Genomic DNA, 24,948 nt, shown 5'->3' with positions numbered 1-24,948 from the left:
GGCTCAGTCCCCCCGGACCGTCAGGGCGGGCGTGTCCGCTGGCGCGCCCAGCAGTTCCTCGAGTTCCTCGTCGAGTTCCAGTACCGTCACCGAACAGCCGGCCATGTCCAGCGAGGTCATGTAGTCGCCGACCCAGCACTCCCCGACGTCGAACCCCCGCTCGTCGAGCAGTTCCTGCACGCGGCGGTTGACGACGTACAGCTCCATCAGCGGGGTCGCGCCCATCCCGTTGACGATCGTGGCGACCCGCGCGCCCTCCGCGAGATCGAGGTCCTCGAGTACCCGTTCGGTGAGGTGTTCTGCGACCGCGTCGGCACCCATCACGTCGGTGCGCTCGACGCCCGGTTCGCCGTGGATCCCGATCCCGAGTTCGATTTCGTCGTCAGGAAGGTCGAACGTCGGCTCGCCCTTCTCGGGGGTCGTACAGGAAGTCAGGGCCATCCCCATCGTTCCGACCCCGTCGACTACCTTCTCGGCGAGGCGTTTGACCTCGCTCAGATCGTCGCCCCGTGCGGCGGCCGCGCCCGCGATCTTGTGGACGAGGATCGTCCCGCAGACGCCGCGGCGACCGGAGGTATAGAGGGAATCCTCGACGGCTACGTCGTCGTCGACGACGACGTACTCGACGTCGGTCTCGCCCTCCAGTTCGGCGAGTTCGATCGCCGTCTCGAAGTTCATCACGTCACCCTCGTAGTTTTTCACCACGCAGAGCACGCCTGCGCCGCCCTCGCAGGCGGCGATCATCCCCTGGAGCTGGTCGGCCGTCGGCGAGGTGAAGACCTCGCCGGCGGCCGCCCCGGTGAGCATTCCCTCGCCCAGATAGCCCGCGTGGGTCGGCTCGTGGCCGCTTCCCCCACCCGAGACGATTCCGACCATCCCCTCGACCGGCGCGTCGGCGCGCACGAGCACGTTCGTCCCCTCGAGCCGGCGGACGTACTCGGGGTGGGCTGCGACCATCCCTTCAAGCATCTCGTCGACGACGTCTTCGGGTTCGTTGATCAGTTTCTTCATGTTCGCGTATACCATGCACCGATTCGCGCATAAGCCTACGCGTTCGCGCCGTCTCGCGCCGAGCGAGCCAGCCCGCCGACTCACGATCGATCGGCATTCCCGTCCTTCGAACGGACCGACCGATCCAGATCGTCTTCCGATTCGCGTTTCGTACTCCTTCGCGTATAATAACACCAGAGTGTGAGTTTAAATACCCATAAAAGTATATACTCATGATTAAAATAGGACTTATCTCTACGGAAGGGTTATCCTCACATGGCGGAGTGAAATGAGATTCTATCCGAAAGAGAAAAATGTCGGTAGCTGGGACCGGGGAGTTCGATTGGTCGTCGGACCGGTGCTCGTGCTCGTCGGGATCGCAGCGGCACTCGGGATGATCGCTCTCGCGCCCGTCCTGATCGTGGTAAGCCTCGTCGTCGGGGCGGTCCTGACGGTGACCGGTCTCACCCAGAAATGCCCGATGAACCGGCTGCTCGGCATCAACACCTACAAAGGCGAACCGCTGAGGGAGGACGCGGAAACCGAGCCCACCGAGCGACCCGCGTGAGTGGATCGCCCGCTCGTTCGACTTTTCGTCGCACTATATCGATTTCAGGGTCGTTTACCGAGGCCACGAGGCCCTCCGCTGTGAGGGAGCGGGACATACTCCATCATTCGATATCGACAGTCGTTCCGACTTCCTCGCGCTCGGCACGTTCGACCAGATGGGTGGCCGTCGCGGCGTCGAGCACCGCAGAACCGACGCTGCAGAGGACGACGATCCCGTTGGGCCGGGAAAAACGCCCCTCGAAAACGTCGGCAAAGGGGACGAGGTCCCCGACTTCGAGGCCGCTTTCGCGCAGGTCGCCCGTGCGGATAACCTCCTCGGGGACGTCCGCGAGCACCGCTTCGGCCCGTTCGATCGTCTCGGCGTCGAGTTCGCGCATCGCCCCGTTGTAGGCCCCGACGGCGACGACCAGCGCGTCGGGTTCGAGCGCGTTCCCCGGGAACACCGGCTGTTCGCTCGGTGTCGCCGTCAGGACCACGTCGGCGCCGGTGACGGCCTCCGTCGGCGAGTCGACGGCCTTTGCCGGGAGCCCGCGACCCGCGAGGTCGCTCGCACAGCGCTCTCGCGAGTCGCTCGGCGAGTGGATCCGAACGGATTCGACACTACTTCCGGTGGCGATGGCGCGAACCCCCCAGCGGGCCTGCGTGCCCGCGCCGATGACGCCCACCGTGAGCGGGTCGCCAGCGAGATCGCGGGCGGCCAGTCCGCCGATACAGCCGGTGCGTGCACCGGTCACCCGTGTACCGTCCATGTACGCCCTCGCTTGCCCCGTTCGGGCGTCAGTGACGGCGATCTGGGCGTTGACCGTCGCCAGCCCCCGGTCGGGATTATCGGGGTGGACGCTCGCGAGTTTCGTCGCATAGCACTCCTCACCGTGGATATACGCGGGCATGGTCAGCCCGGTCCCGAGGGGGTCGTCCGATTCCAGTCCCACGCCGACCGGAAAGTGCGGGCGATCGGGGCGCTCGACCTCGCCGCGGCCCTGTTTGACGAAGGCCTCCTCGACGACGGGGAGGAGGCCTTCGAGGTCGAGAAGCACGTCGACGTCCGCATCCGAGAGGATCCGAACCATGCTCGGTTCACGGACGGTGAGGGAAATACGCTATCGGTGTCGTCTTAATCACCTTGGTATCCCAAAGTCAGTATTTAGCGGGTCCGACTCCGCATGGATTATATCACCCTCCACTGCACCGACTGTGACTGGACCGCGAGTACGGACGACGGATACGGCCGCGTCAAGGTCTCGCGGCTGGCCATCGAGCACCACTGTCACTCCGGTCACACGGTCGTCTCGGACGACCACGCCGACTCCCCACAAGAATCGATCTGCCCGTCACGTCGAAGACTGGACCATTTCGAGCGTCTGATGGCCGAAACGCAGCCATGAGGCACATCCGACATCAGGGCCTCTCGACGTAGTACGCTTCGGCCGAAGGGGGCGATTCGACCGCGAGCGCCGGTTCGGCGGGGATCGTGACGGACGAACCGCCGGTCAGGCGAGGAACGCCTCCAGCCGGTTCATCGCCTCCTTCAACTGGGGAAGACCGCTTGCGTACGACACACGGAGGTGGCCCTCGCCGGCCTCGCCGAAGACCGAACCCGGAACGACCGCCACGCCTTGGTCTTCGAGCAGTCCCTCCGCGAACGCCTCGTCGTCGCCGGGGACCTCCGGAAAGACGTAGAACGCCCCCTGGGCCTCGAAGCAGTCCAGGCCCATCTCCGAGAAGCGAGAAAGGACGAACCGCCGGCGGCGGTTGAACGCGCTCACCATCTCCTCGACGTCGTCATCACAGCTCACCAAGGCTTCGAGGGCGGCGTGCTGGGCGGTCGTCGGGGCCGAGAGCATCGAGTACTGGTGAATGCGGTTCATCGCCCCGATTCCCTCCGCGGGGCCGAGCGCGTAGCCGAGGCGAAGCCCGGTCATCGCGTAGGCTTTCGAGAAGCCGTTGAAGACGATCGTTCGCTCGCGCATTCCGTCGAGAGTGGCGATCGAGGTGTGCTCACCCGAGTAGGTGAGGTCAGCGTAGATCTCGTCCGAGAGCACCCGAAGGTCGTGTTCGCGGCAGAACTCCGCGACGGGTTCGAGGTGCTCCTCGTGCATGACCGCGCCCGTGGGGTTGTTCGGGTAACACAGGATGAGCAGATCGGCCTCGCTCGCGCCCGCCCGGTCGAGGGCCTCGTATGTCAGGCGAAAGTGCTCGTTCTCGCGGGTTCGCACGGGCAGGGGCTCGCCGTCGGCCAGTAACACTCCCGGCCGGTAGGAGACGTAGGAGGGATCGACCATCGCGACCCGGTCGCCGGGGTCGACCAGTGCTCGCAGCGCCACGTCGACGCCCTCGCTGACGCCCGTCGTCACGAGGATCTCCTCGTCGGGGTCGTAGCGCAGGTCGTAGCGCTCCGCGCAGTGGTCCGCGATCGCTTCTCGGAGGTCGTACATTCCCCGGTTTGCGGTGTAGGAGGTCCGGCCCCGTTCGAGGGAGGCGATGGCGGCATCGCGGGCGGCCCACGGTGCCGAGAAGTCGGGCTCGCCCACCCCGAGCGAGATGACGTCCTCGCGCTCCTCTGCGAGTTCGAAGAACTTCCTGATGCCCGACGGCGGGACCCGTCCGATACGTTCGGAGGTCCTCACGAGGACCACCTCGTGTAGTCCTTGTGAGCAGGGAGCAGCTCCGCTGCGACCGTGCTCACGACAGCCACCCCGTCTGGCACTCGTGAGCGCAATAGAGCGGGGATTCGGAGGCGACGGGGTATCCGATCACCTTCATGGCGAAACCGACAGGCGGTCGTCGTCGTCGCCGCCGTTCATCCCGATACCGCCCTCCTTGTACGTCTCCATGACGAAGTGTGTCACCGTTTGGGTCACCTCGGGGACCGGTGCGACCTTCTCGCTGACGAACCGGGAGATCTTGCGCACTGAACCCGCCTCGACGATCATCAGGAAATCGTAGTTCCCGCTGACCAGATGCAAGGAGGACACTTCGGGGAACTTCGCGAGGCGTTCTGAAACCTCCGCGTAGCCCGTTTCACGATCCAGCGTGACGTTGAGTTCGACCGCGGCGCGGGCGTGGTCCTCGTCGACGGCTTCCCAGTCGACGATCGCCTGATAGCCCCGGATCGTTCCCTCGCCTTCGAGGTCGGCGATCGCCGTCTCGACTTCGTCCTCGGAAAGGCCGGTCTGGCGCGCGAGATCCGCCGTCTCGGTACGGGCGTTCGTACAGAGGACGTCGAGCAGTTCGCGTTTCGCTTCCATACAGGGAGAGCAAAGGGCAGCGGGTTAAGGCTTCCCTCTAGCCGGATATTCGCCCCTGCCGGGATCGCAACGCATACCGAACCGGCACCGATAGGGTCGGTATGAACTACTTACTGTGGGCGCTGGTGGGACTGGTGGCGTACACGTTCGTCGCACCGCTGATGAGCATCGCGACGACGGAGGTGCCGAGCAACGTCGCGGTCATCGTCTCGAACTCCATGCTCGTCGTCGCCGCGTTCGTGGTGGTCGTCTTCTCGAACGAACCCGTCGCCGAGTATCTCACCCACCCCGACGCGCCCTATATGTACGCCGCCGGAATCTGTCTTGCCGTGGGCATTCTCGCGTACTACCGGGCGCTCTCGATGGGGCCGGTCAGCGTCGTCGTTCCGATCTTCGGGATGTTCCTCGTCACGAGCTCGCTGGTCGGATTCGTCGCGCTTGACGAGGCGATCACCGCCCGAAAAGTCGCCGGGATCGGCTTCGCCGTTCTGGCGGTCTACCTCACCGCCGTCGAGTGATTCGAATCAACGCTTTTGTCCCTCGCGGCCCCGAGATTCGGTATGGCGCTCCAGAAATCCGACAGCGACCTCGAACGCGGTGATCGGGCCCCCGAGTTCGAACTGCCCGGAACCGACGGGAAAACCCACTCGCCCGAGGAGTTCGCGGACCGCGAGGCGCTGCTCGTCGTTTTCACCTGCAATCACTGTCCGTACGCGAAGGCGAAGATCGAACCGCTGAACGAACTCGGACGCGAGTACGAGAAGGTCGCGGTCGTCGGAATCAACGCGAACGACGCCGAGGAATACCCAGAAGATTCGTTCGACCGCATGAAAGAGCTGGTCGCCGACGGATCCATCGGGTACGACGCCTACCTGCGCGACGAGTCCCAGGCGGTCGCGCGCGCCTACGGCGCGGTCTGTACGCCCGACCCCTTTTTGTTCCGACGGGAAAACGGCGAGTTCCGGCTCGCCTACCACGGCCGGGTCGACGACGCCCACGACCCCGACGCCGAGCCGAGCGAACACGACCTCCGCGAGGCCATCGAGCAACTGCTCGCGGGCGAGGCAGTCTCGGTTGAAGAACGGCCCTCGCGGGGCTGTTCGATCAAGTGGCGAGACGTGGCCTGAACGCGCCGGAGTCGGGATTCGGTCCCCGACCGCGCCGAGGTAGCAGCGTTTATGCTCTCAGCGCGCCATATAGTACGTCGGATCACCGGAATCGACGGCGGTCGACGCCGGGGTTCGGTGGTCGGAGAGGAGTAGATGGTCACAATCGAGAGAGATATTTGGATGGACGCGCGGCCGGAACGGGTGTTCGAGTACATGGGGTCGCCCGAAAATCACCTGAACGTGATGCCGAGTCTCCAGAGGATCGAGAACGTCGAGGCGGTACCGAGCGGCGGCCACCGCGGGAAGTTCCGGTTCAAGATGGTCGGCATCCCGATCGACGGGCGCTTCGAGGACGTCGAGTTCGTCCCCCACGAACGGCGCGTCTACGAGATGAGCGGGGAGATCGAGGGCAGCATGCATTACACCTTCGAGCCGGAAAACGGCGGGACGCGCTTTACGTGCGTGATGGACGTTGCCTTCCCGTCGAAAGTGCTCGATACGGTACTTAGACCCGTCGTGAGGAAGTACAACGAACGCGAGGTCGAGACGATGCTCGCGAACCTCAAGACGATCATGGAAGCCGAGCGAAAGACGCCCCAAGCGGCGTAAACGCACACTTTTTCGGTGAGTAGCGCCCCCAGCGCAGGTCCCGACGCGCTGTCAGTCCGCGGTCTGTCGGAAGCGCTCCCAGGCGCTCTCGAAGGCCGTCTCGTCCTCGGTGTGTTCGTCCCACTGTTCGAGCCCGCGCTCCTTTCGGGTGCCCGGGATCGTGTTGTCCAGTACGAGCGCCACCAGCCCGCCGACGGCCATGCCGGTGCCGCCGATGACGAAGACCGTGTCGGCGAACAGGGGCGATCCCAGCACGGGCGAAACGCCGGCAGCCAGTTCACGGAAGGCCGCTGCGCTCTCGAAGTTCGCCATGTACTGGGGGATCGAGAGGCCGACGAACAGCGCGAAACCGACGATGAAGACGTTTCGCTGGGAATCGAGATCGACGTGTTTCAGCGTGCTGATCCCGACCGCGACGATCTGGCCGAACATCGCGACGAACAGGCCGCCGATGATCGGGTCGGGGATGGTCGCGACCAGTTGGCCGAAATACCCGACGAACCCGACGACGAGCATGATCGCCGCGCCGACCTGCACGACGTACCGCGAGGCGACCCCGGTGAGGCCGATCGCGCCGATGTTCTCCGAGTAGGAGGTCGAGCCGCCGGTGCCCATAACACCTGAAAAGACGTTCATCAGCCCCTCCATGCCGATCCCGTGGTTGATGCGCTTCTCGCTCGGCGCGCCCGCGCCGGTCAGACGCGCGACCGCCTGATAGTCCCCGAAGCTCTCGATGATCGAGGCCAGCACCCCCGCGACCATGCCCACGACGAGCGCGAACTCGAAGCGGGGCAGGCCCCACTGGAAGGGGTAGATCGGCATCAGGGCGGGCGCGGCGGCGACCTGCCCGAGTGCGACGTAGCCCGCCGAGTCGGGCGAATAGACGCCGACGACCGAGAGGACGGCGGCGACCGTCCACGCGATGGTGATCCCGAGGATGACTGGAAAGAGCTGGAACGCCCGGTTTCTGGTCTTCAGGTACTGCGAGAACAGCACGATCAACCCCACCGTGAGCCCCAACAGGAACCAGTCCTGGTTCGCGGCGGTGATCTGAGGGGCGTCGAAGAGCGCCAGCCCGATCAGCGCGATCGTGGGGGCGATCACCACGGGCGAGAGGAACCTCCGAATGCGGCCGATCAGGCCGAGATAGCCGATTGCGATCTGGACGACGGCGGCGGCGATGATCGCCCCCTGCAGCGAGCGCAGGTCGGTCTGCCAGGCGGGTTCACCGGGGATCGTCCCGACGACGGCGATGATCGCCAAGGCGGGCGCGAGCATCGAGAAGGGCGCACCCTGAACGATGGGATAGCGATTGCCAAGCGTCGTCTGGGCGAGCGTCGCGACCCCCGAGACGACGAAGAAAGTGCCGACGAACCGCGCGGTGACGTCGGCGGGCATCCCCATCGCGCCCGCGAGGATCAACGGCACCGCGATGTTCGCGCCGACCATCGTGAGGTAGTGCTGAAGCCCCAACAGGATCGATTCCGAAAGCGGCGGTCTGTCCTCGATACCGTACTCGACGAAACTGGCCCGATCCTCACCCATTGTCCAAACTGCCTCAGTTTCGCGCTCGGGGGGTCAAATGCCTGCTGGTTCGGCCGCGGCACGGCCAACACTTACAACGTCAGCCCGCGAAGGGGCGAGTATGACACAGGTCGATCTCGAGGAGGAGACGATCGAGCGACTCGACGCGCTGCGCGAGGACGACGAATCGTACGACGAGCTCGTCAACGAACTCATCAACATCTACGAGGCCGGCGAGATGAGCCTCCACCACGCGGGCGAGGAGCTCTAAGGCCTATCCGACGTCGATTCGGCTGCCGCCTCGCGGGCCGATTCCCACTTTCCTTGCCCTTCGAGGCGTTCCTGTAGTCGGTTTGCGTACTCGGCGGTGAGCGCTTCGGCCGCCTGTCGGTCCTCATCGTTACCCCCACCCCCGGCACTGTCGAATCCGAGCGCGCCCTTGATCGAGTCGATGACGCCCCCCGAGGAGTCGGGGGACCGTCCGGCCTCGCTCGCACCGCCCATCGCCCCCGATTGGGCGTCGATCTTCTCCAGTTCGGGCATGATCTGGGAGAGTTTCTCGGTGTTGGCGACCAACTTTGCCCGCTCGGGCTCGTCCGGGTCGCGGATCTCGAACTCGGTGGCGGTCATGATCAACCCCCACTGCTGGCTCGAAAACCGCGAGTCACTGACTCGCTCGGTGAACTCCCGGTCGACGGCCATCCGGTCGCCGACGATCCGGTCCATCCACGGCTGTTCGCTCATGGGCCTCGTTTCGGAGAGCGGGCGTATCAGGGTTTTCCACGGCGAGACAGCGTTATCCCCGCCCGAGTGCTATATACACACACGGTGGTGAGAGATGGCACAGACAGCGAAATCGGATCCTGAACGAAACGAGGCGATCGTCCGACGGTTCGTCCGGGAGGTCGTCAACGAGGGGAACTACGCGACGGCGGACGAACTGTTCGCCGACGACTACGTCAGACACGATCCGTCGATCCCCGAGGAAAAGCGCGGCCCCGAGGGGTTCAAGGAGACAGTCGAGATGTGGCGGGCGGGCTTTCCGGACGTCGAGATGACCCTCGACGAGACCGTCGCGGCGGGTGATCTGGTCGCCTTCCGCGCGACCGAGACCGGGACCCACGAGGGCGAGTTCATGGGAATCGAACCCACCGGAACGCGCGTCGACCTGACCGGGAACGTCATGCATCGCCTGGAGAACGGCCGGGTCGCCGAGACGTGGGCGACCTTCGACATGCTCGGGCTGTTCGAACAGCTCGGGGCGGTCGAACTGCCCCGCTGACCGCCGAGTCAGAACGCCCCGCCCTCGATCGTGGTGTCGGCGTGAAGACCGTTTTTGAGCGCGTCGTGGACCTTGCAGAGTTCGTCCGCGCGCTCGACGATCCGGCGGCCCGTCTCCTCGTCGACATCGGCCTCGACCTCGATCTCGAAACGCACGGCCGTGAGCTTGCCGTCGTCGTCTACCTCGCCGGTGATGGCGTTCTCGATCCGCCCGAGGTCGTCGACGTCGCGCTGTCGGCCCCCGACGCGGAGCGCCGGGACGTAACAGGCGGCGTAATCGGCAAGCAGCGTCTCGACCGTGTCGGGCGTCTCCTCACCCTCGGCGTCGATCGTGAGGTCGAACTCCCGGATCGAACTGGTCGACTGGAACCCCTCCTCGCTCGTGGTGCGTAGCTCTTTTACCATCGCGACTCACCCCACGACGGGGTCGGGCGTAAGTGTTGTTTCACGAACCCGACGGGTCGCGCGCTCGCTTAAAGAAGTGTGGACCGCTCAGAACGCGCCGCCTTCGACGCTGATGTCTGCGTGCAGCTCCTCGCGCAGCGCCGAGTGGACGTGACAGATGCCTTCTGCGCGCTCGACGATCCCGTCGAGTTCCGAGTCGTCGAGGTCCTCCTCGACGTAGATGTCGAAGCGAATGGCGGTGAGGTCGTCGTCGTCGTCGAGGTCGGCCTCGGCGTCGATCTGGAGCTTGCCCAGATCGTCGTGGTCGCGCTGTTGGCCGCCGACGCGGAAGGCGGGCAGGAAACACGAGGCGTAGTCGGCGACGAGCACGCCGTTCGGACCCGGGCCCTCCTCCTCGGTCGCGTCGATGGTGAGCTCGAAGTCGCCGACCTGACTGTTGCTTACGAAGCCCTGTTCGCTGACGGTGGACGTCTCGATGTCGGTCATTGCAGTTCGACGGTTCGGCGCGAAGGTCCTAAAGGTGGTGTTAGCAGGCGAAGGGCACCGGTACCGGTTACCGTAAAACTCGCTTCGGCCACCGATTCGGCGATCGGTACTAAATAATATATGTTATCAGTACACAATACGTATCGACGACCGGTGGCGCCGGACGTGGGTGGAACGGTCGTAGCACGGGAGTCCGAGATGCCCGCGGCGTCGCCGAGGGGAGCTATGCAAGACACGAAAGGGGGTCCGTCGACCGGGCGACACCGTCGCGGACGGGGGAGGCCGCGCTCGACGACCACGAAACGGAGCCGAACCGAAACGAAATCAGCGTATTCGACGAGCACGATTCCCTGTCCACGCTGCGGGGACGAGGTCGTCGTCCCGAGTCCGACTCCGGGAACCGACCTGCTGATCCGGCGAAGCGTCGCGCTCGCGGGCGAGCATATTGTCGCCGCGTGCGATAACGATCACCGGTTCTGGGTGTACTACTGCTGATCCGGCGACGGGAGTCAGTTGTCGTCGCTTCGCGAACGGAGACCGAGCGCGTGACAGTCCGGTTACGCCGAGAGGTCGAACGTCTCGTCGCCGTCGAGTACGTGAACCTCCGCGTCGCTGCCCGTAGCGTTCACCTCGCGTTCGAACTCCTCGGTGTCGATCTCGATGGGCGGGAACGTATCGTAGTGCATCGGGAAGGCGTAATCGACGTCGAGCCAGTCGGTGGCGATGGCGGCCTGCCACGGCCCCATCGTGAAGTGATCGCCGACCGGCAGGGCGGCGGCGTCGGGTTCGAGATACGGGCCGATGATCTCTCGCATCTCGGTCATCAGGCCGGTGTCGCCGGCGTGATAGAAGCTGGTGCTCTCTTCGTCCGAAACCTGTGTCGGCTTCGTATCGCCGATGACGAACCCGACGGGCGGGCCCGCGGAGTACTCGTAGTCGGTATTGATACCGTTGGTGTGATCCGCACGGCACATCGTCACGTAGGCGTCGCCACACTCGACGGTCCCGCCCATGTTCATCCCCATGCCGGCGACGGCGTCCTCGAAGCCCAGTTCCTCCTGTGCGTAGGTGGCGAGTTCGGGCACGGCAACGAGGGTCGCGTCGCTGAACTCGCCGGCGTGGCCGATGTGGTCGGCGTGACCGTGCGTGAGCAGGACGTAGTCGGGCGAGTCGATATCGCTCGGTTCGAGATCGGTCTTCGGGTTGTCGAAAAACGGGTCGATCAACAGGTCGGTGTCGCCGACGGTGACGTGCCACGTCGAGTGGCCGTGCCAGGTGAGTTCCATACGGCTGGACCATCGGCCGACGAACGCATAAAAGGTGTCGCCGCGGCAGTCCTGCCGCCGAACGAACCCTTTTGAGGGCGCGCTTTGAGGACCACCCATGCACCGCGTTCGATTCCGCGATCCCGCCGGCTCGATCCGACAGGGCGAATGGGTAGACGGCGAGGTCAGTTTCGCCGGCGAGACGTACGACAGCGAGGAGATCGACGTCCTCGCGCCGTGTGAACCCTCGAAAATCGTCTGCATCGGCCGCAACTACGCCGCCCACGCCGCGGAGCGCGACGAGGAACTTCCCGACCGGCCCCTCCTCTTTCTCAAGCCGCCAAACGCCGTTGCGGGCCACGGCGACACCGTGACCCTGCCCGCCGAGCGGTACGTCGAACACGAGGCTGAACTCGCGGTCGTGATCGGCGAGCAGTGCCGTCACGTGAGCGAGGACGAGGCCGACGAGGTCATCGCGGGCTACACCTGCTTCGACGACCTTTCCAATCGAGACGACCAGGACGAGGAACAGAACTGGGTCCGCGGAAAGGCCTTCGACAACGCCGCGCCGATGGGGCCGGTACTCGCGCCCCCCGAGGAGGTGCCCGATGACGCCCGGATCCAGCTACGGGTCGACGGCGAGACCCGACAGGATTCGACCCTGGAGCACCTCATCTTCTCGATTCCGGAGCTGATCGCGGAGATCACCCAGTATCTGACCCTCGAACCCGGCGACGTGATCGCGACCGGTACCCCCGAGGGCGTCGGTCCCGTCGAGGACGGCCAGAGGGTGGAAGTCGAGATCGAGGGGATCGGAACCCTCGAACACGACGTGCGCCAGCCGTAGCACGGCCGGTCGATCCGCGGGTGGTGCCGGGCGGCGCGTGTAACCACGCTTAATACTCCCGACCGATTTCAGGCGACCATGTATCCACGGGACCTCTCCTCGCACACCGCCTACGAGGCCGGGCGGGGAATCGAGGAGGTCGCCCGCGAGTTGGGGCTCGATCCCGACTCGCTCGTGAAACTCGCCTCCAACGAGAACCCCCTCGGGCCGTCCCCGGCGGCCGTCGAGGCCATTCGGGAACACGCAGATCGGGTTCACACCTATCCGAAGGCCTCCCACGCGGATCTCACGGCCGAACTCGCCGCCCGCTGGGACCTCGATCCGAATCAGGTCTGGCTCGCCAACGGCGGCGACGGCGCGCTCGATTACCTCGCGCGGACGGCCATCGACCCGGGCGATCGCGTGCTCGTCCCCGAACCGGGATTCGCCTACTATGGGATGAGCGCCCGGTTTCACCACGGCGAGGTGACGACCTATCCGGTCTCGAAGGCCGAGGGCTTCGAGCAGCGCGCGCGGAAGATCCTCGCCGACTACGACGGCCAGCGGATCGTCTACCTCACCAGTCCGCACAACCCGAGCGGCAGCGAGATCCCCGTCGCGGAGGTCGAGACGCTGGCCGAACGAACCGAGGAGGACACCCTGATCGTCGTCGACGAGGCCTACGGCGAGTTCGCCGAGAGCCCGAGCGCCGTCTCGCTGGTCGAGACACGCGACGACGTGGCCGTGTTGCGGACGTTCTCGAAGGCCTACGGGCTTGCGGGGCTTCGTTTGGGCTACGCGCTAGTTCCCGAAGCGTGGGCGGACGCCTACGCGCGCGTCAACACGCCCTTTGCCGCCAGCGAAATCGCCTGCCGGGCGGGGCTGGCCGCGCTGTCCGATACCGAGCACGTCGAGCGCTCGGTCGCGCTCGTGCAGGCCGGGCGCGACCGCATCTGCGAGCGCCTCGACGCCCCCACCTGGGAGAGTGCGGGCAACTTCGTGCTCGCGGAGGTCGGCGACGCGAGCGACGTCGCGAAACGCCTCCGGGAGCGCGGAGTCATCGTCCGGGACTGTACGAGCTTCGGGCTGCCCGAGTGCATCCGCATCACCTGCGGGACCGAGGAGGAGACCCGGCTCGCGATCACCGAGTGCAACGAGGTCCTCCGGGGGGCGACATGAGAACCGTCGTCACCGGCACCCCCGGAACGGGGAAAACGAGCGCCACCGAGCGCCTCGACCGGGAGGTGCTCCACCTGAACGACGTGATCGAACGCGAGGGGCTCTACACCGAGCGCGACGCCGAGCGCGACAGCCTCGTGGTCGATCTGGACGCCCTCGGCGAGTTCGTCGGCGGACGCGAGGGGATCGTCGAGTCCCACCTCGCACACCACCTGCCCGCCGAGCGAGTGATCGTCCTGCGGTGTGCCCCCGACGACCTCGAACGCCGCCTGCGAGAGCGCGGGGAGGACGAGGCGAAAGCCGGGGAGAACCGGGAGAGCGAGGAACTCGATCTGATCCTCTCGGAGGCGGTCACCGAACACGGTCTCGAGAGCGTCTACGAGATCGACACGACCGACCGGTCGCCAGACGAGGTGGCAAGCGAGATCGAGCGCGTGCTCGCGGGCGAGCGAGAGCCGAGTGCCGGGGAGGTGACGTTCTCGTGACCCTTGATAAGTACCGCCCGCTCGCGGATCGCGCCCTTGAGCCGTTCGTCGAGGGTGCCGACAGGATCGGACTATCGCCCAACGGCGTGAGCGTCCTCGCGTTCGCACTCGCGGGCGTCGCGGCCGGGACCTTCTACCTCGCCGGCGCGACCCCCGGCTGGTATCTCATCGGAGCGTTGCTCGTCCTGCTCAACGGGGCGCTCGACCTGCTCGACGGCGCGCTCGCGCGCCGGCAGAACGTCGCCTCGACGGCGGGCGATCTGCTCGACCACGTGCTCGATCGCTACGCGGACATCCTCATTATCGCCGGGCTGGCGGCCGGGATCGGCGAGTACGCGCTCGGATTCGTCGCCGTCACGGGCGTGCTCATGACCTCGTATCTCGGGACGCAGGCCCAGGCCGTCGGACTGGATCGCGTCTATGGGGGACTGCTCGGCCGGGCCGACCGGCTCGTTCTCGTCGGTGTCGTCGCGGTACTCACCGGCTTGCTCCCGGTCACGATCGGCTGGTTCACGCTCGTGGGCTGGCTGCTCGTGGTGTTCGCGGTCGTCGGCCACGTCACCGCCTTCCAGCGGTTCTATCACGCGATGGGAACCCTTGGGTGAGCGTGGCGCACCATTTATACACCCCCGCCCGCAAGAACGGGTATGGTTCAGTGTGAGATGTGTGGCACCGAGACGTCCACACCCAAGACGGTCAAGATCGAGGGCGCTGAACTCGATGTCTGTGACTCCTGTGCGGATTTCGGGACCGAGGTCCAGACCCAGGACTCCTCGGGGAGCTCCTCGAAGTACTCGACGTCCTCCTCGTCGGGTCGCTCGGAGTCGAGCTCCTCGGAGTCGACGACCTCGGGTGGGTCGGGCGGCGGTTCGAGCCGACGCCGGCGCGACATGTTCGACGAGATGGATGAGGTCGCCACCGATTACGACCAGCGGATCCGCGAGGCCCGCGAGTCGGCCGGACTCAGTCAAGAGGACTTGGCCGGCGAGCTCAACGAGAAAGCCAGCCTGATCCGCAAGCTCGAACGCGGCGACATGCTGCCCAGCGACTCGGTCCAGAAGAAGCTCGAACGCAAGTTGGAAATCTCGCTGTCGGAGAGGGGCGACACCGAGGACACAGAGTGGGAAGGAGGCTCCTCGACGGGCAGTTATACGCTCGGTGACGTCGTCACGCGAAAGGACTCCTGACCTGATCGGGAAGACTCTTTAATTACCCCGCCCTCGGTCGAGCCATGTTCGTTCTGGTCAACTGCAAGGCCTACCCGTGTGACCCAGTCGAGATCGCGGCGGCGGCACACGAGGTCAGCGAGGAGTCGGGCACCCGGATCGCCGTCGCGCCCCAGACCGCTCGGTTAGAATCGGTCGCCGGGACGGGCGTCGAGACGTGGGCCCAGCATACCGATGGCAACGAGACGGGCAGTCACACCGGTAGCGCACTCGCAGAATCGCTGGCGGCAGCGGGCGCGAGTGGCACCATGATCAACCACTCGGAGAAACGCCTGACACTCGCCGATATCGACGCCGGGATCGGGGCCGCCGAGCGTGCCGGCCTCGAGACGGTCGTCTGTGCGAACAACCCCGAGCAGGTAAAAGCCGTCGCGGCGCTCGGCCCGGACAGCGTGGCCGTCGAGCCGCCCGAACTGATCGGTTCGGGCACTCCCGTGAGTCAGGCCGATCCCGACATCGTGACCGACGCGGTCGCCGCGGCCGAAGCGGTCGACGACTCGGTGGACGTACTCTGTGGGGCCGGCATCAGCACCGGCGAGGACCTGACCGCGGCCGCCGATCTCGGTGCGGAGGGCGTGTTGCTCGCGAGCGGGGTCGCGAAGGCCGACGACCCGAAAGCGGCCCTCGAGGACCTGGTCGAGCCCCTGTGAGGGGGCGCTTCGATTCGGTCACCGATGGAGTACGGTACGTGCTGTCACGCCCACTACTGCCTTTCGTTGGCAAGCTATTTTTCCCCCGCGTCACCTACCACACCGGTATGACCGACGGGCCACGCCGGATCGACGACGGGTGGGAGGCGATCGTCTACGACCTCGACGGCACGCTCGTCGATCTCGCGGTCGACTGGGACGAGGTCGCGACCGCGGTGGTCACGACCTTCGCCAAGCGGGGGGTCGACACGAGCGGCTCGCTCTGGGATCTGCTCGAGCGCGCCTCAGAGGTGGATCTGCGGGGCGAGGTCGAGGAGATCATCTCCGAGTACGAACGGGGCGGGGCCCGTCGCTCGGAGCGACTGGCGCTGGCCGACCAGATCGTCGGGGAAGACCGTCCGGTGGCGGTCTGCTCGCTCAACTGTGAGGAGGCCTGCCGGATCGCCCTCGAGAAACACGACCTGGAGAACCACGTCGAGGCGGTGATCGGCCGGGACTCGGTGGCGAAGCCCAAACCCGACCCCGGGCCGCTCGAAGCGGCCGCCGAGGCCCTCGGGGCACCCCTCGGACGGACCGTCTTCGTCGGCGATACCGACAGGGACGCGATCACAGCAGAACGGGCCGGAACGGGGTTCCTGTACGTCCGCGAGCTGGTCTGATCAGACCCGTCGGCGCGCGTAGAGGAACGTCGTGAGGCCGATGGCGATCCAGACGACCGACCCTACTCGGACGGTGAACTCCAGTCGGTCGCCCCACGTCGGCAGGTCCGCAGCGATCGACAGCAGCGCGACGACCGGCGCACCGACCACGATCGTGAGCACGAACGTGACCTGCATGACCCAGCCGTAATCGATTCCCTCGGGGTCGTGGCGCTCGACTGGGGTTGGCACGCCCGACGGTGGGCGCGGTGCGCTCGTAAGCCTGTGGGTTCGGACCGACGAACCGCGGTCGTTTAGGTCGGGCGGTGGCAATCCCCTCCATGCCGACTGTCGCGGACATTCGCGCGGCCGACGAGCCGATCACGATGCTGACCGCCTACGACGCCCCGACGGCCGAGCTGATCGAGGCCGCGGGGATCGACGTGATCCTCGTCGGCGACAGCATGGGAAATGCCGTGTTGGGTCACGATTCGACGCTTCCCGTGACCGTCGAGGAGGTCCACAGCCGCACCGGAGCCGTCACGCGGGCGACCGAGGAGACGCTGGTCGTCGCGGACATGCCGTTTCTCTCGTTCGGTGTCGAGGAAGCCGAGAGCATCGAGAACGCCGGCTGCATGATCAAGGAGGCCGGCGCGGACGCGATCAAACTCGAGAGCGGGCCCCACACCGTCGAGCTGACCGAGCGGCTCGTTGAGTTGGGGATCCCCGTGATGGCTCACCTCGGGCTCACCCCACAACGCGTGAACCAGCTCGGCGGCTACGGCCGACAGGGTACGACCCGGGAGGCCGCCACCGAGATCGCGGAGCTCGCGGTCGCCCACGAGGAAGCCGGGGCGTTCTCGCTCGTGCTCGAACACGTCCCCGCGAACCTCGCCGCCCGGATCACCGAGGAGCTCTCGGTTCCAACGATCGGGATCGGCGCCGGACCCGACTGTGACGGACAAGTGCTCGTGATCACCGACGTGATCGGGCTCGGCGAGTGGACCCCGCCCTTTTCCGAGCAGTTCGGGGACGTTCGCGGCGAGATCGAATCCGCCGTCGGCGCGTACAAGGAGGCCGTCGAGGGCGGGGAGTTCCCCGCCGAGGAACACGCCGAAACGGTCGAGGAAGTCGAGGACGTCTACTGATCGCGGTCGGTCAGGAACGCCGACACCCGCTCGTTGAACGCCCCTGGTCGTTCGAGCATCGCCAGATGGGCAGCCTCGGGGATCGTCTCGAACTCGCCGTCGGGGATCTCCTCGGCCAGGTACTCGTGATAGGCGGGCGGCGTGAGCCGGTCGTGCTCGCCACAGACCGCAAGCGTCGGGACCGCGATCCCGTCGAGATCGTCGCGGACATCAAAGGTGTGACAGCTCCTGAAATCCCGTTCGACGACCCGCCGCCCGCACTCGTCCATCGCTCCCCGCGAGAGTGCCACGAGCGCGTCGTCGGCATCGTAAAAGAGGTGGCCGGGCTCGTGGAGGAAGTCGATCGCGCGCTCGAAGTCCTCGGCGAGCCACGCCAGCAGGTCCTCGAGCACCGCGAGCCTCGCTCCCGTCCCGACCAGCACGAGCGCCTCGGGATCGAACTCCCGGTAGAGCGCGATATGAAGCGCGACCGCACCCCCCAGCGAGTTGCCCACGAGCACCCGGGCGTCGGTCTCGCGCGCGACGGCGATCACGTCGTCGGCGTACGCCGACAGCGTGCTGAAGCCCGCCTCGCTGGCGATATCCCCGCTTTCGCCGTGGCCCGAGAGATCGAGCGCGATCACGGGCCGGTCGTCGGCCAGTCTCGCCTGGGACTTCCAGACGTCGCGCGAGCCGCCGCTGCCGTGAATACAGAGGATCCCCCGTCCCCCGCCACCACGGTCGCGGTGCTCGTAGGCGGTCTCCCGGCCGTGATGTGAGACAGTCTCCATACCATCGGTTCGATCGCTCGTCTGATAAAGCTCATTACCCCGAATCACAATACCACCGGTCGAGGGCGATCGCCCCCCGGTAGTGCTACTGCCGGGAAAGGTTTTATATATCAACGTGACTAACGTAGAGTTAGTACAACGATGACGCCACAACACAAAGCAGGCGAGAACGAGGCGTTCGTCCGTCGCTACGAGTACGACGACGAGTCCGTGATCGCGGTCGATCTGGGCAGCAAAGCGGGTGAGTCGACCGTCGACGTGGTCGGCGACACCGCGATCGTGATCACGGAAACCTCCGACGGAGAGCACCAGGAGGAGTTCGACCTTCCGGGTGAGGAGGCACGAGCGTTTATCAGAAACGGCGTTCTCACCATCGAGGTGGAGCAATGAGCGCGAAACTCACGATCAAACCGTTGAAACAGAAGGACGCGGGGCGCGGACTCGCGGCCATCGACCGCGCGTCGATGCGGGAACTGGACCTCGAGAACGGGGACTACATCCTCATCGCGGGCGGCGGGGGCGAGAAGGCCGTTGCGCGCGTCTGGCCGGGCTATCCAGAAGACGACGGCCGGGGTGTGATCCGTATCGATGGCCGGCTCCGACAGGAGGCAAACGTCGGCATCGACGACCGCGCGACCGTCGAGAAGGCCGAGGTCAACCCCGCAACCGAGATCACCATCGCGACGCCCCAGAACCTCCGTATTCAGGGTAACATCGGCCCGCTGGTTCGTGATCGCCTGAGTGGACAGGCGATCACGCAGGGCCAGACTGTTCGCGTGGGCTTCGGGATCGGGCCGATGTCCGGCGGTGGTCGGGAGATCCCACTGAAGATCGCCGACACCACCCCGTCGGGGACGGTCGTCGTCACCGACGGCACGGAGATCACGATCAGCGAAAAACCCGCCGAGCAGATCCACGAGGGGATCGCCGGAGGCGGTCAGGGCGGTTCGCCGAACATCACCTACGAGGACATCGGCGGACTGGACCGCGAGCTCGAACAAGTACGGGAAATGATCGAGCTGCCGATGCGCCACCCCGAGCTGTTCCAGCAACTGGGTATCGAGCCGCCCAAGGGCGTGTTGCTGCACGGCCCGCCCGGCACCGGTAAGACACTGATGGCGAAAGCCGTCGCCAACGAGATCGACGCGAGCTTCCACACCATCTCCGGCCCGGAGATCATGTCGAAGTACTACGGCGAGAGCGAGGAGCAACTGCGCGAGATGTTCGAGGAAGCGGAGGAGAACGCTCCCGCGATCGTTTTCATCGACGAGCTCGACTCCATCGCGCCAAAGCGCGGCGAGACCAGCGGCGACGTCGAGCGGCGCGTCGTGGCTCAACTGTTGAGTCTGATGGACGGGCTCGAAGAGCGCGGGCAGGTCATCGTCATCGGCGCTACCAACAGGGTCGACGCCATCGACCCCGCACTGCGCCGCGGCGGGCGCTTCGACCGCGAGATCGAGATCGGCGTCCCCGACAAGGAAGGACGCCGCGAGATCCTGCAGGTCCACACCCGGGGGATGCCGCTTGCGGAGGGGATCGACCTCGAGCGCTACGCCGAGAACACCCACGGGTTCGTCGGCGCGGATATCGCGACCCTGGCCCGCGAGGCAGCGATGAACGCGCTGCGACGGATCCGCCCCGAACTCGACCTCGAGAGCGAGGAGATCGACGCCGACGTGCTCGACGCGCTTCGCGTGACCGAGGCGGACTTCAAAAGCGCTCGCAAGGGAATCGAACCCTCCGCACTGCGTGAGGTGTTCGTCGAGGTGCCCGACACGTCCTGGGAGCAGGTCGGCGGGCTCGAGGACACCAAAGAGCGCCTGCGCGAGACGATCCAGTGGCCACTGGAGTACCCCGAGGTCTTCGAGTCGATGGACCTGGACGCCGCGAAGGGCGTCCTGCTCTACGGTCCGCCGGGCACGGGCAAGACGCTGCTCGCGAAGGCCGTCGCAAACGAGGCCGAGTCGAACTTCATCTCGATCAAGGGCCCCGAGCTGCTCAACAAGTTCGTCGGCGAGAGCGAGAAGGGGGTCCGCGAGGTGTTCAGCAAGGCCCGCGAGAACGCCCCGACCGTGATCTTCTTCGACGAGATCGACTCGGTCGCGGGCGAGCGGGGCCGTCACTCGGGCGACTCCGGCGTCGGCGAGCGGATGGTCTCGCAACTGCTGACCGAACTCGACGGGCTCGAGGAACTGGAGGACGTCGTCGTGATCGCGACGACGAACCGCCCGGACCTGATCGACTCGGCACTGCTTCGCCCCGGTCGACTCGACCGTCACGTCCACGTGCCGGTGCCCGACGAGGCGGCTCGAAAAGCGATCTTCACGGTCCACACCCGCGAGAAACCCCTCGCGGACGACGTGGACCTCGACGAGCTGGCCGAGGAAACCGAGGGCTACGTCGGCGCGGACATCGAGGCGGTCTGCCGGGAGGCCTCGATGGCAGCCACGCGGGAGTTCATCAACAGTGTCGGCCCCGAGGAGGCCGCCGACAGCGTCGGCAACGTCCGGGTGAGCCGCGAGCACTTCGAGCAGGCCTTAGAGGAGGTCAACCCGAGCGTCACCCCCGAGACCCGCGAGCGCTACGCCGAGATCGAAGAGCGCTTCGACCGTGGCAGCGCCGAACTCGAGGAGGACAACGTCAGCCGGACCTTCCAGTAAGCCGGCGCCCATCTTTTAGGCGATCCTCGTCGTCCCGAAACGACCCGCGGCACGGCGATACGCCACGTAGCTCGTCCCGAGAACGACGAGCGTGACGCCACAGACGAGCCCCACTCTTGTCGCAAGCGAGGGCGCCGATCCCGAGAGCGTACCGAGGATCAGTGGACCGAAGACGGCGAGGAGGCCGACGGTACCGGCCGTTCCGACGGCGACCAGATGGGCGAGAACGGCGCCGAAGCTGGGCGTGATCGCCTCGGTGTTCGTCGCGGCGATCGGTTCGAAGCGGGGGAGTGCGATCCCGACGACGGGCGCGATGGTCGCACTCAGGACACAGAGTGCGAGGACGACGAGCCCGAGCAACAGCGTCGTCACCGGATCGAACCGACCGATGGCGCCCGCGATGGCGACGCCCGCGATCGCGAGGGCGGTCCAGGGCAGGCCCGCAAGGACGCGAGCGCGGACGAACCGTTCCCCGGACGGCGTCGTGAGCACCGCCGGCAGCGCCCGGCGCTCGTCGCCCAGAGGGTTCAGTCCGAACGTCGCACCGGCGAACGCTACGCCCAGCACCGCGAGCACCGTCGAAACCGCCACGGGGAGCGTCGAGGGGTCTCGAATCGCGTCGAAGACGAGCCAGAACAGGGGAAACGTGTAGTACAGCAGGTGCGAGAAGCGGGCGGGCGCACGCAGTCCCCGTACCCAGTACCACCAGACGAGCCAGCCGGTCGAGCCACGTTCGAGCCACGCCGGCGGCGTACGGGCACGCCGGTGGACTGCAGTACTCCCTTCGGACTCGCCGAACCAGAGCGCCAGCGCGAGCCGACAATCGAGGACGAACAGGGCGGGGATCGCACCGAGGACGAGAGCCACCGCCACGACCGTGTCGGGGCCGAACGAGGCTTGCAGGGGCGTTCCGATCGCCAGCAGGTCGACGTAGGCCGCCACGGGGACGACCGCGAGCAGCGAACCGACGTCGATCGAGAGGCCGAGCCAGTCGGCCCCGCCGAAGAACACCACGGGCCCGAGCCCGACGAGGACGCCCAGGACAGTCCCCAGCACCGTCCGGAGCCACCCGAACCCACTCATTCGTTCGGCCAGGAGCTTCGCCGCGATCCCAACGGTATGGCCGAACAACACGACGAGGGCGAGCACCGGAAGCGCCACGAGGGCGACGACCGGAACCAGCGTCGGTGCGCCCGCCCCAAGCGCGAGGCCGGTCGCGCCGACGAGAACGAACGGTCCGAACAGCAGCGACTCGCGGGCCAGTTCCGTACCGAGGAGCCCGAGAAGCACGGCCCGTGCGGGAACGGTCGTAAACAGCAGCGCCTCGTTGTCGATTCGCGCGCGGCGCTCGACGACCTGAAACGCGATCAACCCGGCGAGAAACAACACCCAGCCGACCAGCTGCCCGCCCGTCGAATCGGTGATCGAAAGCGCCTCGCCCCCCGCAACCGACCCGAGAACGTAGCTGATCGCGCCGAGAAACAGCGTCCAGCCGGCGAACAGACACACGCCGAGCCCGACGCCGACGAGCGTCCACCGGTCGACCGCCGAGCGCCAGCCGCGGCGGAGTTCGACGCGGGCGATCCGGTGGGCGTGGTGCAACTCCCGTCGGAGAGCCATACTCCGATATCGAGAGCCGGTACTAATCAAGTATCCGATCAGTAGCGGCTGAACGAATCCTCCTAGTCGAGGCGTTCGGCGGCCTCGCGTTCGAGGAGCGCGCCGGCGTTAACCTCGGGGAGGGTGACGATGTCGTCGGTCGCCAGTTCGTACTCGCGGTCGTCGACCCCGACGATCTCGCCGACGTCGCGGGTGATCCGGAGGGTGGTCCGCTCGACCCGCCCGTCGTCATCGTCCGCGCGGTCCGGTTCGGACGGTTCGGGTAGGTCGGATGGCCCGGCAGGACCGGCCACGTCGTCCGTGTCGGGTTCGTCCGTCATCGCGCCAGCGCTCGCGGGCACGCTCTCGGGTTCCGAGCCGTCGCCCATGAGGTCGGCGGCGGTGACCGTCGAGTCGGGTTCGGACCCCATGTCGGTCGGTTCCGACGGCTCCTCGGTCGGATCGGGCTGGTCGGGCGAATCGGGCGTCGATTCGGGCGATCCGTCGGCCGGTTCGACGGGGTCGGGGTCGGTCTCGCCGGCCAGTACGTCAAGGACGTGCCCGCGGTTTTCCTTGATCCGAGCGACGAGGTCCGAGAACAGTTCGCGCTCCTCGCTCGTGAGTCCCTCCTCGTCGGCGGGCATGTCGGCGGCGGCGAAGCTCGCGAGTTTGACGAGTTTCCCCACTCGGCGCTCGTAAATCGAGGTGACCACCTGCTCGGTCGAGTCGATCTCGCCGGTCAGGCGCTGGACCTCGGGGTCGCCGAAGGGGTCGTCGGCCTCGTTCGCGCGTGCGCTTCGCTCGTCTTTCAGCGACGCGATGTGATCCGCGACATCGGTGTAGAAGGAATCGGGGAGGTGCTGGAGGCTGTCCTTGCCCCGCTCGGTGTCCTTGACCGACTGGAGTTCGCCGAGATCCACCTACCGGCACACCTCCTCGACGAACCAGTTACTATCGGCTGCAACTGATTGTGCGAGTTCGCCACAACGGTTCGGCGAACTCGCACAATGGTTTGCGTCCGACAGTAAGTGCATATCCCCGACTGTCATTCCCGATCCTCTTAACTGTTTCACTCGCGGCTCTTCTCAGCCCACCCGCGCGCCATCAGGAAGATCCCCGCGTACTCGGGTAGGGTGTGCGTTCCGGGCGCAAGCGAGCGGTCGAGCCCGCCTAACTCCACTCGACGGGACTCGGAGAGTTCGACGGTTATCTCGTGGTTCCGAAACGTCCCCGGGACCGCGTCGATCAACGGGGCAAAGTCGTCGAGTTCCTCGCGGTCCAAGCGTTTGACCGCGAGCCCGCTGCCCCCGTGTAAGCTTCCGGGGAGGCGAATGAGACGGTTGGTGTCGGTCGTGACCGGTTCGTCGATGGGCGCGTTGTCCCGGGTGACGCTCTCGGCGGCGATCTGCCGGGCGAGGCTGAAAAAGGCCGGATGAACGTCGACGTTCCCGGCTTCGATTTCGGCGCGGTTCTCGGTCATCGCCGTCAGCGCGGCTCTGGCCTTCCCTTCGCCGATCCCCTCGAACTCGCGGAGCCGGTCGATGGCGGTCTCCTCGTTTGTGTCGGCCAGTTCGACGAGTTCGGTGACGAGATCGAGGACGTGTTCGTGGGCCCGTTTTGACCACCCGCCGCGGGTATCGAGGGTGCGTTTTTCGGCAGGGGTTCGCCGCCCGAGGCCCGCGACCGTTTCACGGACGATCAGCTCCTCGAAATCCAGCCCGATCCCCCGGACGTAATCGACTATCTCGCGCCGGCTGTCGCGTTCGAGGTCCTGGACGCCTGGGTCCCGGACGTGGACGTGATAGCCCCGTCCGCCCGAGAAGACGACCGTCAGTTCCTCGAACCCGAAGTCCGCATCGAGAAAGGAAAGCAACTTGAACAGCGCCTCCTTGCAGTCGGCGAGCATCTCCCCGTAGGAGTCCTCGCTCGGAACGACGCCGGGCAGGTGGTCGGCGTCCAGATCGAAGATCAGATCCGAGCCACGCCAGTCCTTCTCGCCCATCGAGCCCGCCCCCGGATCGTCGTACCGTCCCGCCGAGAAGTAGACGTGTCGCGGGCGTTCGCGCGCGAGGAAGTCGTCGATGTCGCCGAGGTCGAGCAGGGAGCGATGGCGGATCATCGTCGTCCCGCCCGTGCGCCACGGAATGTACCCCCACTCGCGTTCGCCGGCTCCGGGCGGCGGACTCACCGTCGCTCGGCGATAGTGGTCGCCAAAGCGCCCCCGGAGATACGCGCACGTTCGCTCCTCCATACCCGAGTGACTCTCGGTCCCGTCGATAT

The 24,948-nt window shown here is 66.3% G+C and carries 32 protein-coding genes; 18 read left to right on the top strand and 14 right to left on the bottom strand.

What is annotated here, in order from left to right; translation table 11 throughout:
• Positions 1–3: 3 nt before the first annotated feature.
• A complete protein-coding gene (gene dhaK, locus HACJB3_RS07230) occupies positions 4–1,011 on the bottom strand; it encodes a dihydroxyacetone kinase subunit DhaK (protein ID WP_008415209.1) in 1,008 nt (335 codons plus the stop codon).
• 268 nt (positions 1,012–1,279) lie between these two features.
• Between dhaK and HACJB3_RS07225 the strand changes: the two genes are divergently transcribed.
• Positions 1,280–1,558, top strand: coding sequence for a YgaP family membrane protein (locus HACJB3_RS07225; protein WP_049934357.1), 279 nt, complete (start codon positions 1,280–1,282; stop codon positions 1,556–1,558).
• Between the two features lie 103 nt (positions 1,559–1,661).
• On the opposite strand, the gene HACJB3_RS07220 is transcribed toward HACJB3_RS07225, so the two are convergent.
• On the bottom strand, positions 1,662–2,630 hold the full coding sequence (locus HACJB3_RS07220) for an ornithine cyclodeaminase family protein (RefSeq protein ID WP_008415207.1): 969 nt from the start codon (positions 2,628–2,630) through the stop codon (positions 1,662–1,664).
• A gap of 93 nt (positions 2,631–2,723) precedes the next feature.
• On the opposite strand from HACJB3_RS07220, the gene HACJB3_RS07215 reads away from it, so the two are divergent.
• Positions 2,724–2,945: a hypothetical protein gene (locus HACJB3_RS07215; RefSeq protein WP_008415206.1), complete on the top strand. Its 222-nt coding sequence runs from the start codon at positions 2,724–2,726 to the stop codon at positions 2,943–2,945.
• A gap of 105 nt (positions 2,946–3,050) precedes the next feature.
• Here HACJB3_RS07215 and HACJB3_RS07210 read toward each other — a convergent pair whose 3' ends face one another.
• Together HACJB3_RS07210 and HACJB3_RS07205 are read right to left on the bottom strand one after the other, a co-directional pair.
• Positions 3,051–4,196: a pyridoxal phosphate-dependent aminotransferase gene (locus HACJB3_RS07210; RefSeq protein WP_008415205.1), complete on the bottom strand. Its 1,146-nt coding sequence runs from the start codon at positions 4,194–4,196 to the stop codon at positions 3,051–3,053.
• A 123-nt stretch (positions 4,197–4,319) separates the two neighbouring features.
• The gene (locus HACJB3_RS07205) at positions 4,320–4,808 is read right to left on the bottom strand and encodes an Lrp/AsnC family transcriptional regulator (protein WP_008415203.1); all 489 of its coding nucleotides are present in this window, start codon (positions 4,806–4,808) and stop codon (positions 4,320–4,322) included.
• A gap of 101 nt (positions 4,809–4,909) precedes the next feature.
• Here HACJB3_RS07205 and HACJB3_RS07200 point away from each other — a divergent pair, with 101 nt between their 5' ends.
• The 3 genes from HACJB3_RS07200 to HACJB3_RS07190 all read left to right on the top strand — a co-directional run bounded on the left by HACJB3_RS07200 (position 4,910) and on the right by HACJB3_RS07190 (position 6,526).
• A complete protein-coding gene (locus HACJB3_RS07200; RefSeq protein ID WP_008415200.1) occupies positions 4,910–5,326 on the top strand; it encodes an EamA family transporter in 417 nt (138 codons plus the stop codon).
• A 42-nt stretch (positions 5,327–5,368) separates the two neighbouring features.
• Positions 5,369–5,935, top strand: coding sequence for a thioredoxin family protein (locus HACJB3_RS07195; RefSeq protein ID WP_008415199.1), 567 nt, complete (start codon positions 5,369–5,371; stop codon positions 5,933–5,935).
• Between the two features lie 135 nt (positions 5,936–6,070).
• Complete coding sequence (locus HACJB3_RS07190; RefSeq protein ID WP_081461308.1) at positions 6,071–6,526, top strand: SRPBCC family protein; 456 nt, start codon at positions 6,071–6,073, stop codon at positions 6,524–6,526.
• Between the two features lie 51 nt (positions 6,527–6,577).
• On the opposite strand, the gene HACJB3_RS07185 is transcribed toward HACJB3_RS07190, so the two are convergent.
• Positions 6,578–8,071: a uracil-xanthine permease family protein gene (locus HACJB3_RS07185; protein ID WP_008415195.1), complete on the bottom strand. Its 1,494-nt coding sequence runs from the start codon at positions 8,069–8,071 to the stop codon at positions 6,578–6,580.
• A gap of 100 nt (positions 8,072–8,171) precedes the next feature.
• Here HACJB3_RS07185 and HACJB3_RS20155 point away from each other — a divergent pair, with 100 nt between their 5' ends.
• A complete protein-coding gene (locus tag HACJB3_RS20155) occupies positions 8,172–8,321 on the top strand; it encodes a DUF7557 family protein (RefSeq protein WP_008415193.1) in 150 nt (49 codons plus the stop codon).
• On the opposite strand, the gene HACJB3_RS07180 is transcribed toward HACJB3_RS20155, so the two are convergent.
• A complete protein-coding gene (locus HACJB3_RS07180; protein WP_008415191.1) occupies positions 8,318–8,794 on the bottom strand; it encodes a DUF5799 family protein in 477 nt (158 codons plus the stop codon). The genes HACJB3_RS20155 and HACJB3_RS07180 overlap by 4 nt on opposite strands.
• A 94-nt stretch (positions 8,795–8,888) precedes the next feature.
• On the opposite strand from HACJB3_RS07180, the gene HACJB3_RS07175 reads away from it, so the two are divergent.
• Positions 8,889–9,332 (top strand): ester cyclase, encoded by a 444-nt coding sequence (locus tag HACJB3_RS07175; protein ID WP_008415190.1) that lies wholly within the window; start codon positions 8,889–8,891, stop codon positions 9,330–9,332.
• 8 nt (positions 9,333–9,340) lie between these two features.
• Here the strand turns inward: HACJB3_RS07175 and HACJB3_RS07170 are convergent, their stop codons facing one another.
• Together HACJB3_RS07170 and HACJB3_RS07165 are read right to left on the bottom strand one after the other, a co-directional pair.
• Positions 9,341–9,736 carry an OsmC family protein gene (locus tag HACJB3_RS07170; protein ID WP_008415188.1) on the bottom strand — a complete coding sequence of 132 codons (396 nt, stop codon included), beginning with the start codon at positions 9,734–9,736 and terminating at the stop codon, positions 9,341–9,343.
• Positions 9,737–9,823: 87 nt separating this feature from the next.
• Positions 9,824–10,222 carry an OsmC family protein gene (locus HACJB3_RS07165; protein ID WP_008415186.1) on the bottom strand — a complete coding sequence of 133 codons (399 nt, stop codon included), beginning with the start codon at positions 10,220–10,222 and terminating at the stop codon, positions 9,824–9,826.
• A 225-nt stretch (positions 10,223–10,447) separates the two neighbouring features.
• Between HACJB3_RS07165 and HACJB3_RS07160 the strand changes: the two genes are divergently transcribed.
• Positions 10,448–10,717 carry a hypothetical protein gene (locus tag HACJB3_RS07160; protein ID WP_008415185.1) on the top strand — a complete coding sequence of 90 codons (270 nt, stop codon included), beginning with the start codon at positions 10,448–10,450 and terminating at the stop codon, positions 10,715–10,717.
• A 62-nt stretch (positions 10,718–10,779) separates the two neighbouring features.
• On the opposite strand, the gene HACJB3_RS07155 is transcribed toward HACJB3_RS07160, so the two are convergent.
• Positions 10,780–11,508 carry a metal-dependent hydrolase gene (locus tag HACJB3_RS07155; RefSeq protein ID WP_008415183.1) on the bottom strand — a complete coding sequence of 243 codons (729 nt, stop codon included), beginning with the start codon at positions 11,506–11,508 and terminating at the stop codon, positions 10,780–10,782.
• A gap of 97 nt (positions 11,509–11,605) precedes the next feature.
• On the opposite strand from HACJB3_RS07155, the gene HACJB3_RS07150 reads away from it, so the two are divergent.
• The 7 genes from HACJB3_RS07150 to HACJB3_RS07115 all read left to right on the top strand — a co-directional run bounded on the left by HACJB3_RS07150 (position 11,606) and on the right by HACJB3_RS07115 (position 16,512).
• Positions 11,606–12,334 carry a fumarylacetoacetate hydrolase family protein gene (locus HACJB3_RS07150; RefSeq protein WP_008415181.1) on the top strand — a complete coding sequence of 243 codons (729 nt, stop codon included), beginning with the start codon at positions 11,606–11,608 and terminating at the stop codon, positions 12,332–12,334.
• Positions 12,335–12,412: 78 nt separating this feature from the next.
• Positions 12,413–13,492, top strand: a complete 1,080-nt coding sequence (gene hisC / locus HACJB3_RS07145; protein ID WP_008415180.1) for a histidinol-phosphate transaminase — start codon at positions 12,413–12,415, stop codon at positions 13,490–13,492.
• A complete protein-coding gene (locus HACJB3_RS07140; RefSeq protein ID WP_008415178.1) occupies positions 13,489–13,977 on the top strand; it encodes an adenylate kinase family protein in 489 nt (162 codons plus the stop codon). Before hisC ends, HACJB3_RS07140 begins: the two co-directional genes overlap by 4 nt.
• Positions 13,974–14,582, top strand: coding sequence for a CDP-alcohol phosphatidyltransferase family protein (locus HACJB3_RS07135; protein ID WP_008415177.1), 609 nt, complete (start codon positions 13,974–13,976; stop codon positions 14,580–14,582). The genes HACJB3_RS07140 and HACJB3_RS07135 overlap by 4 nt, the downstream gene beginning before the upstream one ends.
• A 42-nt stretch (positions 14,583–14,624) precedes the next feature.
• On the top strand, positions 14,625–15,164 hold the full coding sequence (locus HACJB3_RS18750) for a multiprotein bridging factor aMBF1 (protein ID WP_049946389.1): 540 nt from the start codon (positions 14,625–14,627) through the stop codon (positions 15,162–15,164).
• Between the two features lie 44 nt (positions 15,165–15,208).
• Positions 15,209–15,853 (top strand): triose-phosphate isomerase, encoded by a 645-nt coding sequence (gene tpiA, locus HACJB3_RS07120; protein WP_008415174.1) that lies wholly within the window; start codon positions 15,209–15,211, stop codon positions 15,851–15,853.
• A gap of 107 nt (positions 15,854–15,960) precedes the next feature.
• Entirely contained in the window at positions 15,961–16,512 is a 552-nt protein-coding gene (locus HACJB3_RS07115; protein WP_008415173.1) for an HAD family hydrolase, read from the top strand.
• Here the strand turns inward: HACJB3_RS07115 and HACJB3_RS07110 are convergent, their stop codons facing one another.
• Complete coding sequence (locus HACJB3_RS07110) at positions 16,513–16,743, bottom strand: DUF5822 domain-containing protein (RefSeq protein WP_013199443.1); 231 nt, start codon at positions 16,741–16,743, stop codon at positions 16,513–16,515. It abuts the gene before it with no gap.
• Between the two features lie 89 nt (positions 16,744–16,832).
• On the opposite strand from HACJB3_RS07110, the gene panB reads away from it, so the two are divergent.
• Positions 16,833–17,639, top strand: coding sequence for a 3-methyl-2-oxobutanoate hydroxymethyltransferase (panB, locus tag HACJB3_RS07105; protein ID WP_008415171.1), 807 nt, complete (start codon positions 16,833–16,835; stop codon positions 17,637–17,639).
• Here the strand turns inward: panB and HACJB3_RS07100 are convergent.
• Positions 17,633–18,409, bottom strand: a complete 777-nt coding sequence (locus tag HACJB3_RS07100) for an alpha/beta fold hydrolase (RefSeq protein ID WP_008415170.1) — start codon at positions 18,407–18,409, stop codon at positions 17,633–17,635. The two genes, panB and HACJB3_RS07100, sit on opposite strands and share 7 nt — an antisense overlap.
• Before the next feature lie 141 nt (positions 18,410–18,550).
• Here HACJB3_RS07100 and HACJB3_RS07095 point away from each other — a divergent pair, with 141 nt between their 5' ends.
• Both HACJB3_RS07095 and HACJB3_RS07090 read left to right on the top strand, forming a co-directional pair.
• A complete protein-coding gene (locus tag HACJB3_RS07095) occupies positions 18,551–18,799 on the top strand; it encodes an Hsp20/alpha crystallin family protein (protein ID WP_008415168.1) in 249 nt (82 codons plus the stop codon).
• On the top strand, positions 18,796–21,069 hold the full coding sequence (locus tag HACJB3_RS07090; protein WP_008415167.1) for a CDC48 family AAA ATPase: 2,274 nt from the start codon (positions 18,796–18,798) through the stop codon (positions 21,067–21,069). The genes HACJB3_RS07095 and HACJB3_RS07090 overlap by 4 nt, the downstream gene beginning before the upstream one ends.
• A 15-nt stretch (positions 21,070–21,084) precedes the next feature.
• On the opposite strand, the gene HACJB3_RS07085 is transcribed toward HACJB3_RS07090, so the two are convergent.
• The 3 genes from HACJB3_RS07085 to priS all read right to left on the bottom strand — a co-directional run bounded on the left by HACJB3_RS07085 (position 21,085) and on the right by priS (position 24,919).
• Positions 21,085–22,689: a hypothetical protein gene (locus HACJB3_RS07085; RefSeq protein ID WP_008415166.1), complete on the bottom strand. Its 1,605-nt coding sequence runs from the start codon at positions 22,687–22,689 to the stop codon at positions 21,085–21,087.
• Positions 22,690–22,751: 62 nt separating this feature from the next.
• A complete protein-coding gene (locus tag HACJB3_RS07080; protein WP_008415164.1) occupies positions 22,752–23,588 on the bottom strand; it encodes a DNA replication complex subunit Gins51 in 837 nt (278 codons plus the stop codon).
• Between the two features lie 149 nt (positions 23,589–23,737).
• A complete protein-coding gene (gene priS / locus HACJB3_RS07075; RefSeq protein ID WP_008415163.1) occupies positions 23,738–24,919 on the bottom strand; it encodes a DNA primase small subunit PriS in 1,182 nt (393 codons plus the stop codon).
• Positions 24,920–24,948: the final 29 nt, after the last annotated feature.

Source organism: Halalkalicoccus jeotgali B3, from assembly GCF_000196895.1.
Taxonomy (GTDB): domain Archaea; phylum Halobacteriota; class Halobacteria; order Halobacteriales; family Halalkalicoccaceae; genus Halalkalicoccus; species Halalkalicoccus jeotgali.
This window is presented reverse-complemented; position numbering and strand designations above follow the sequence as displayed.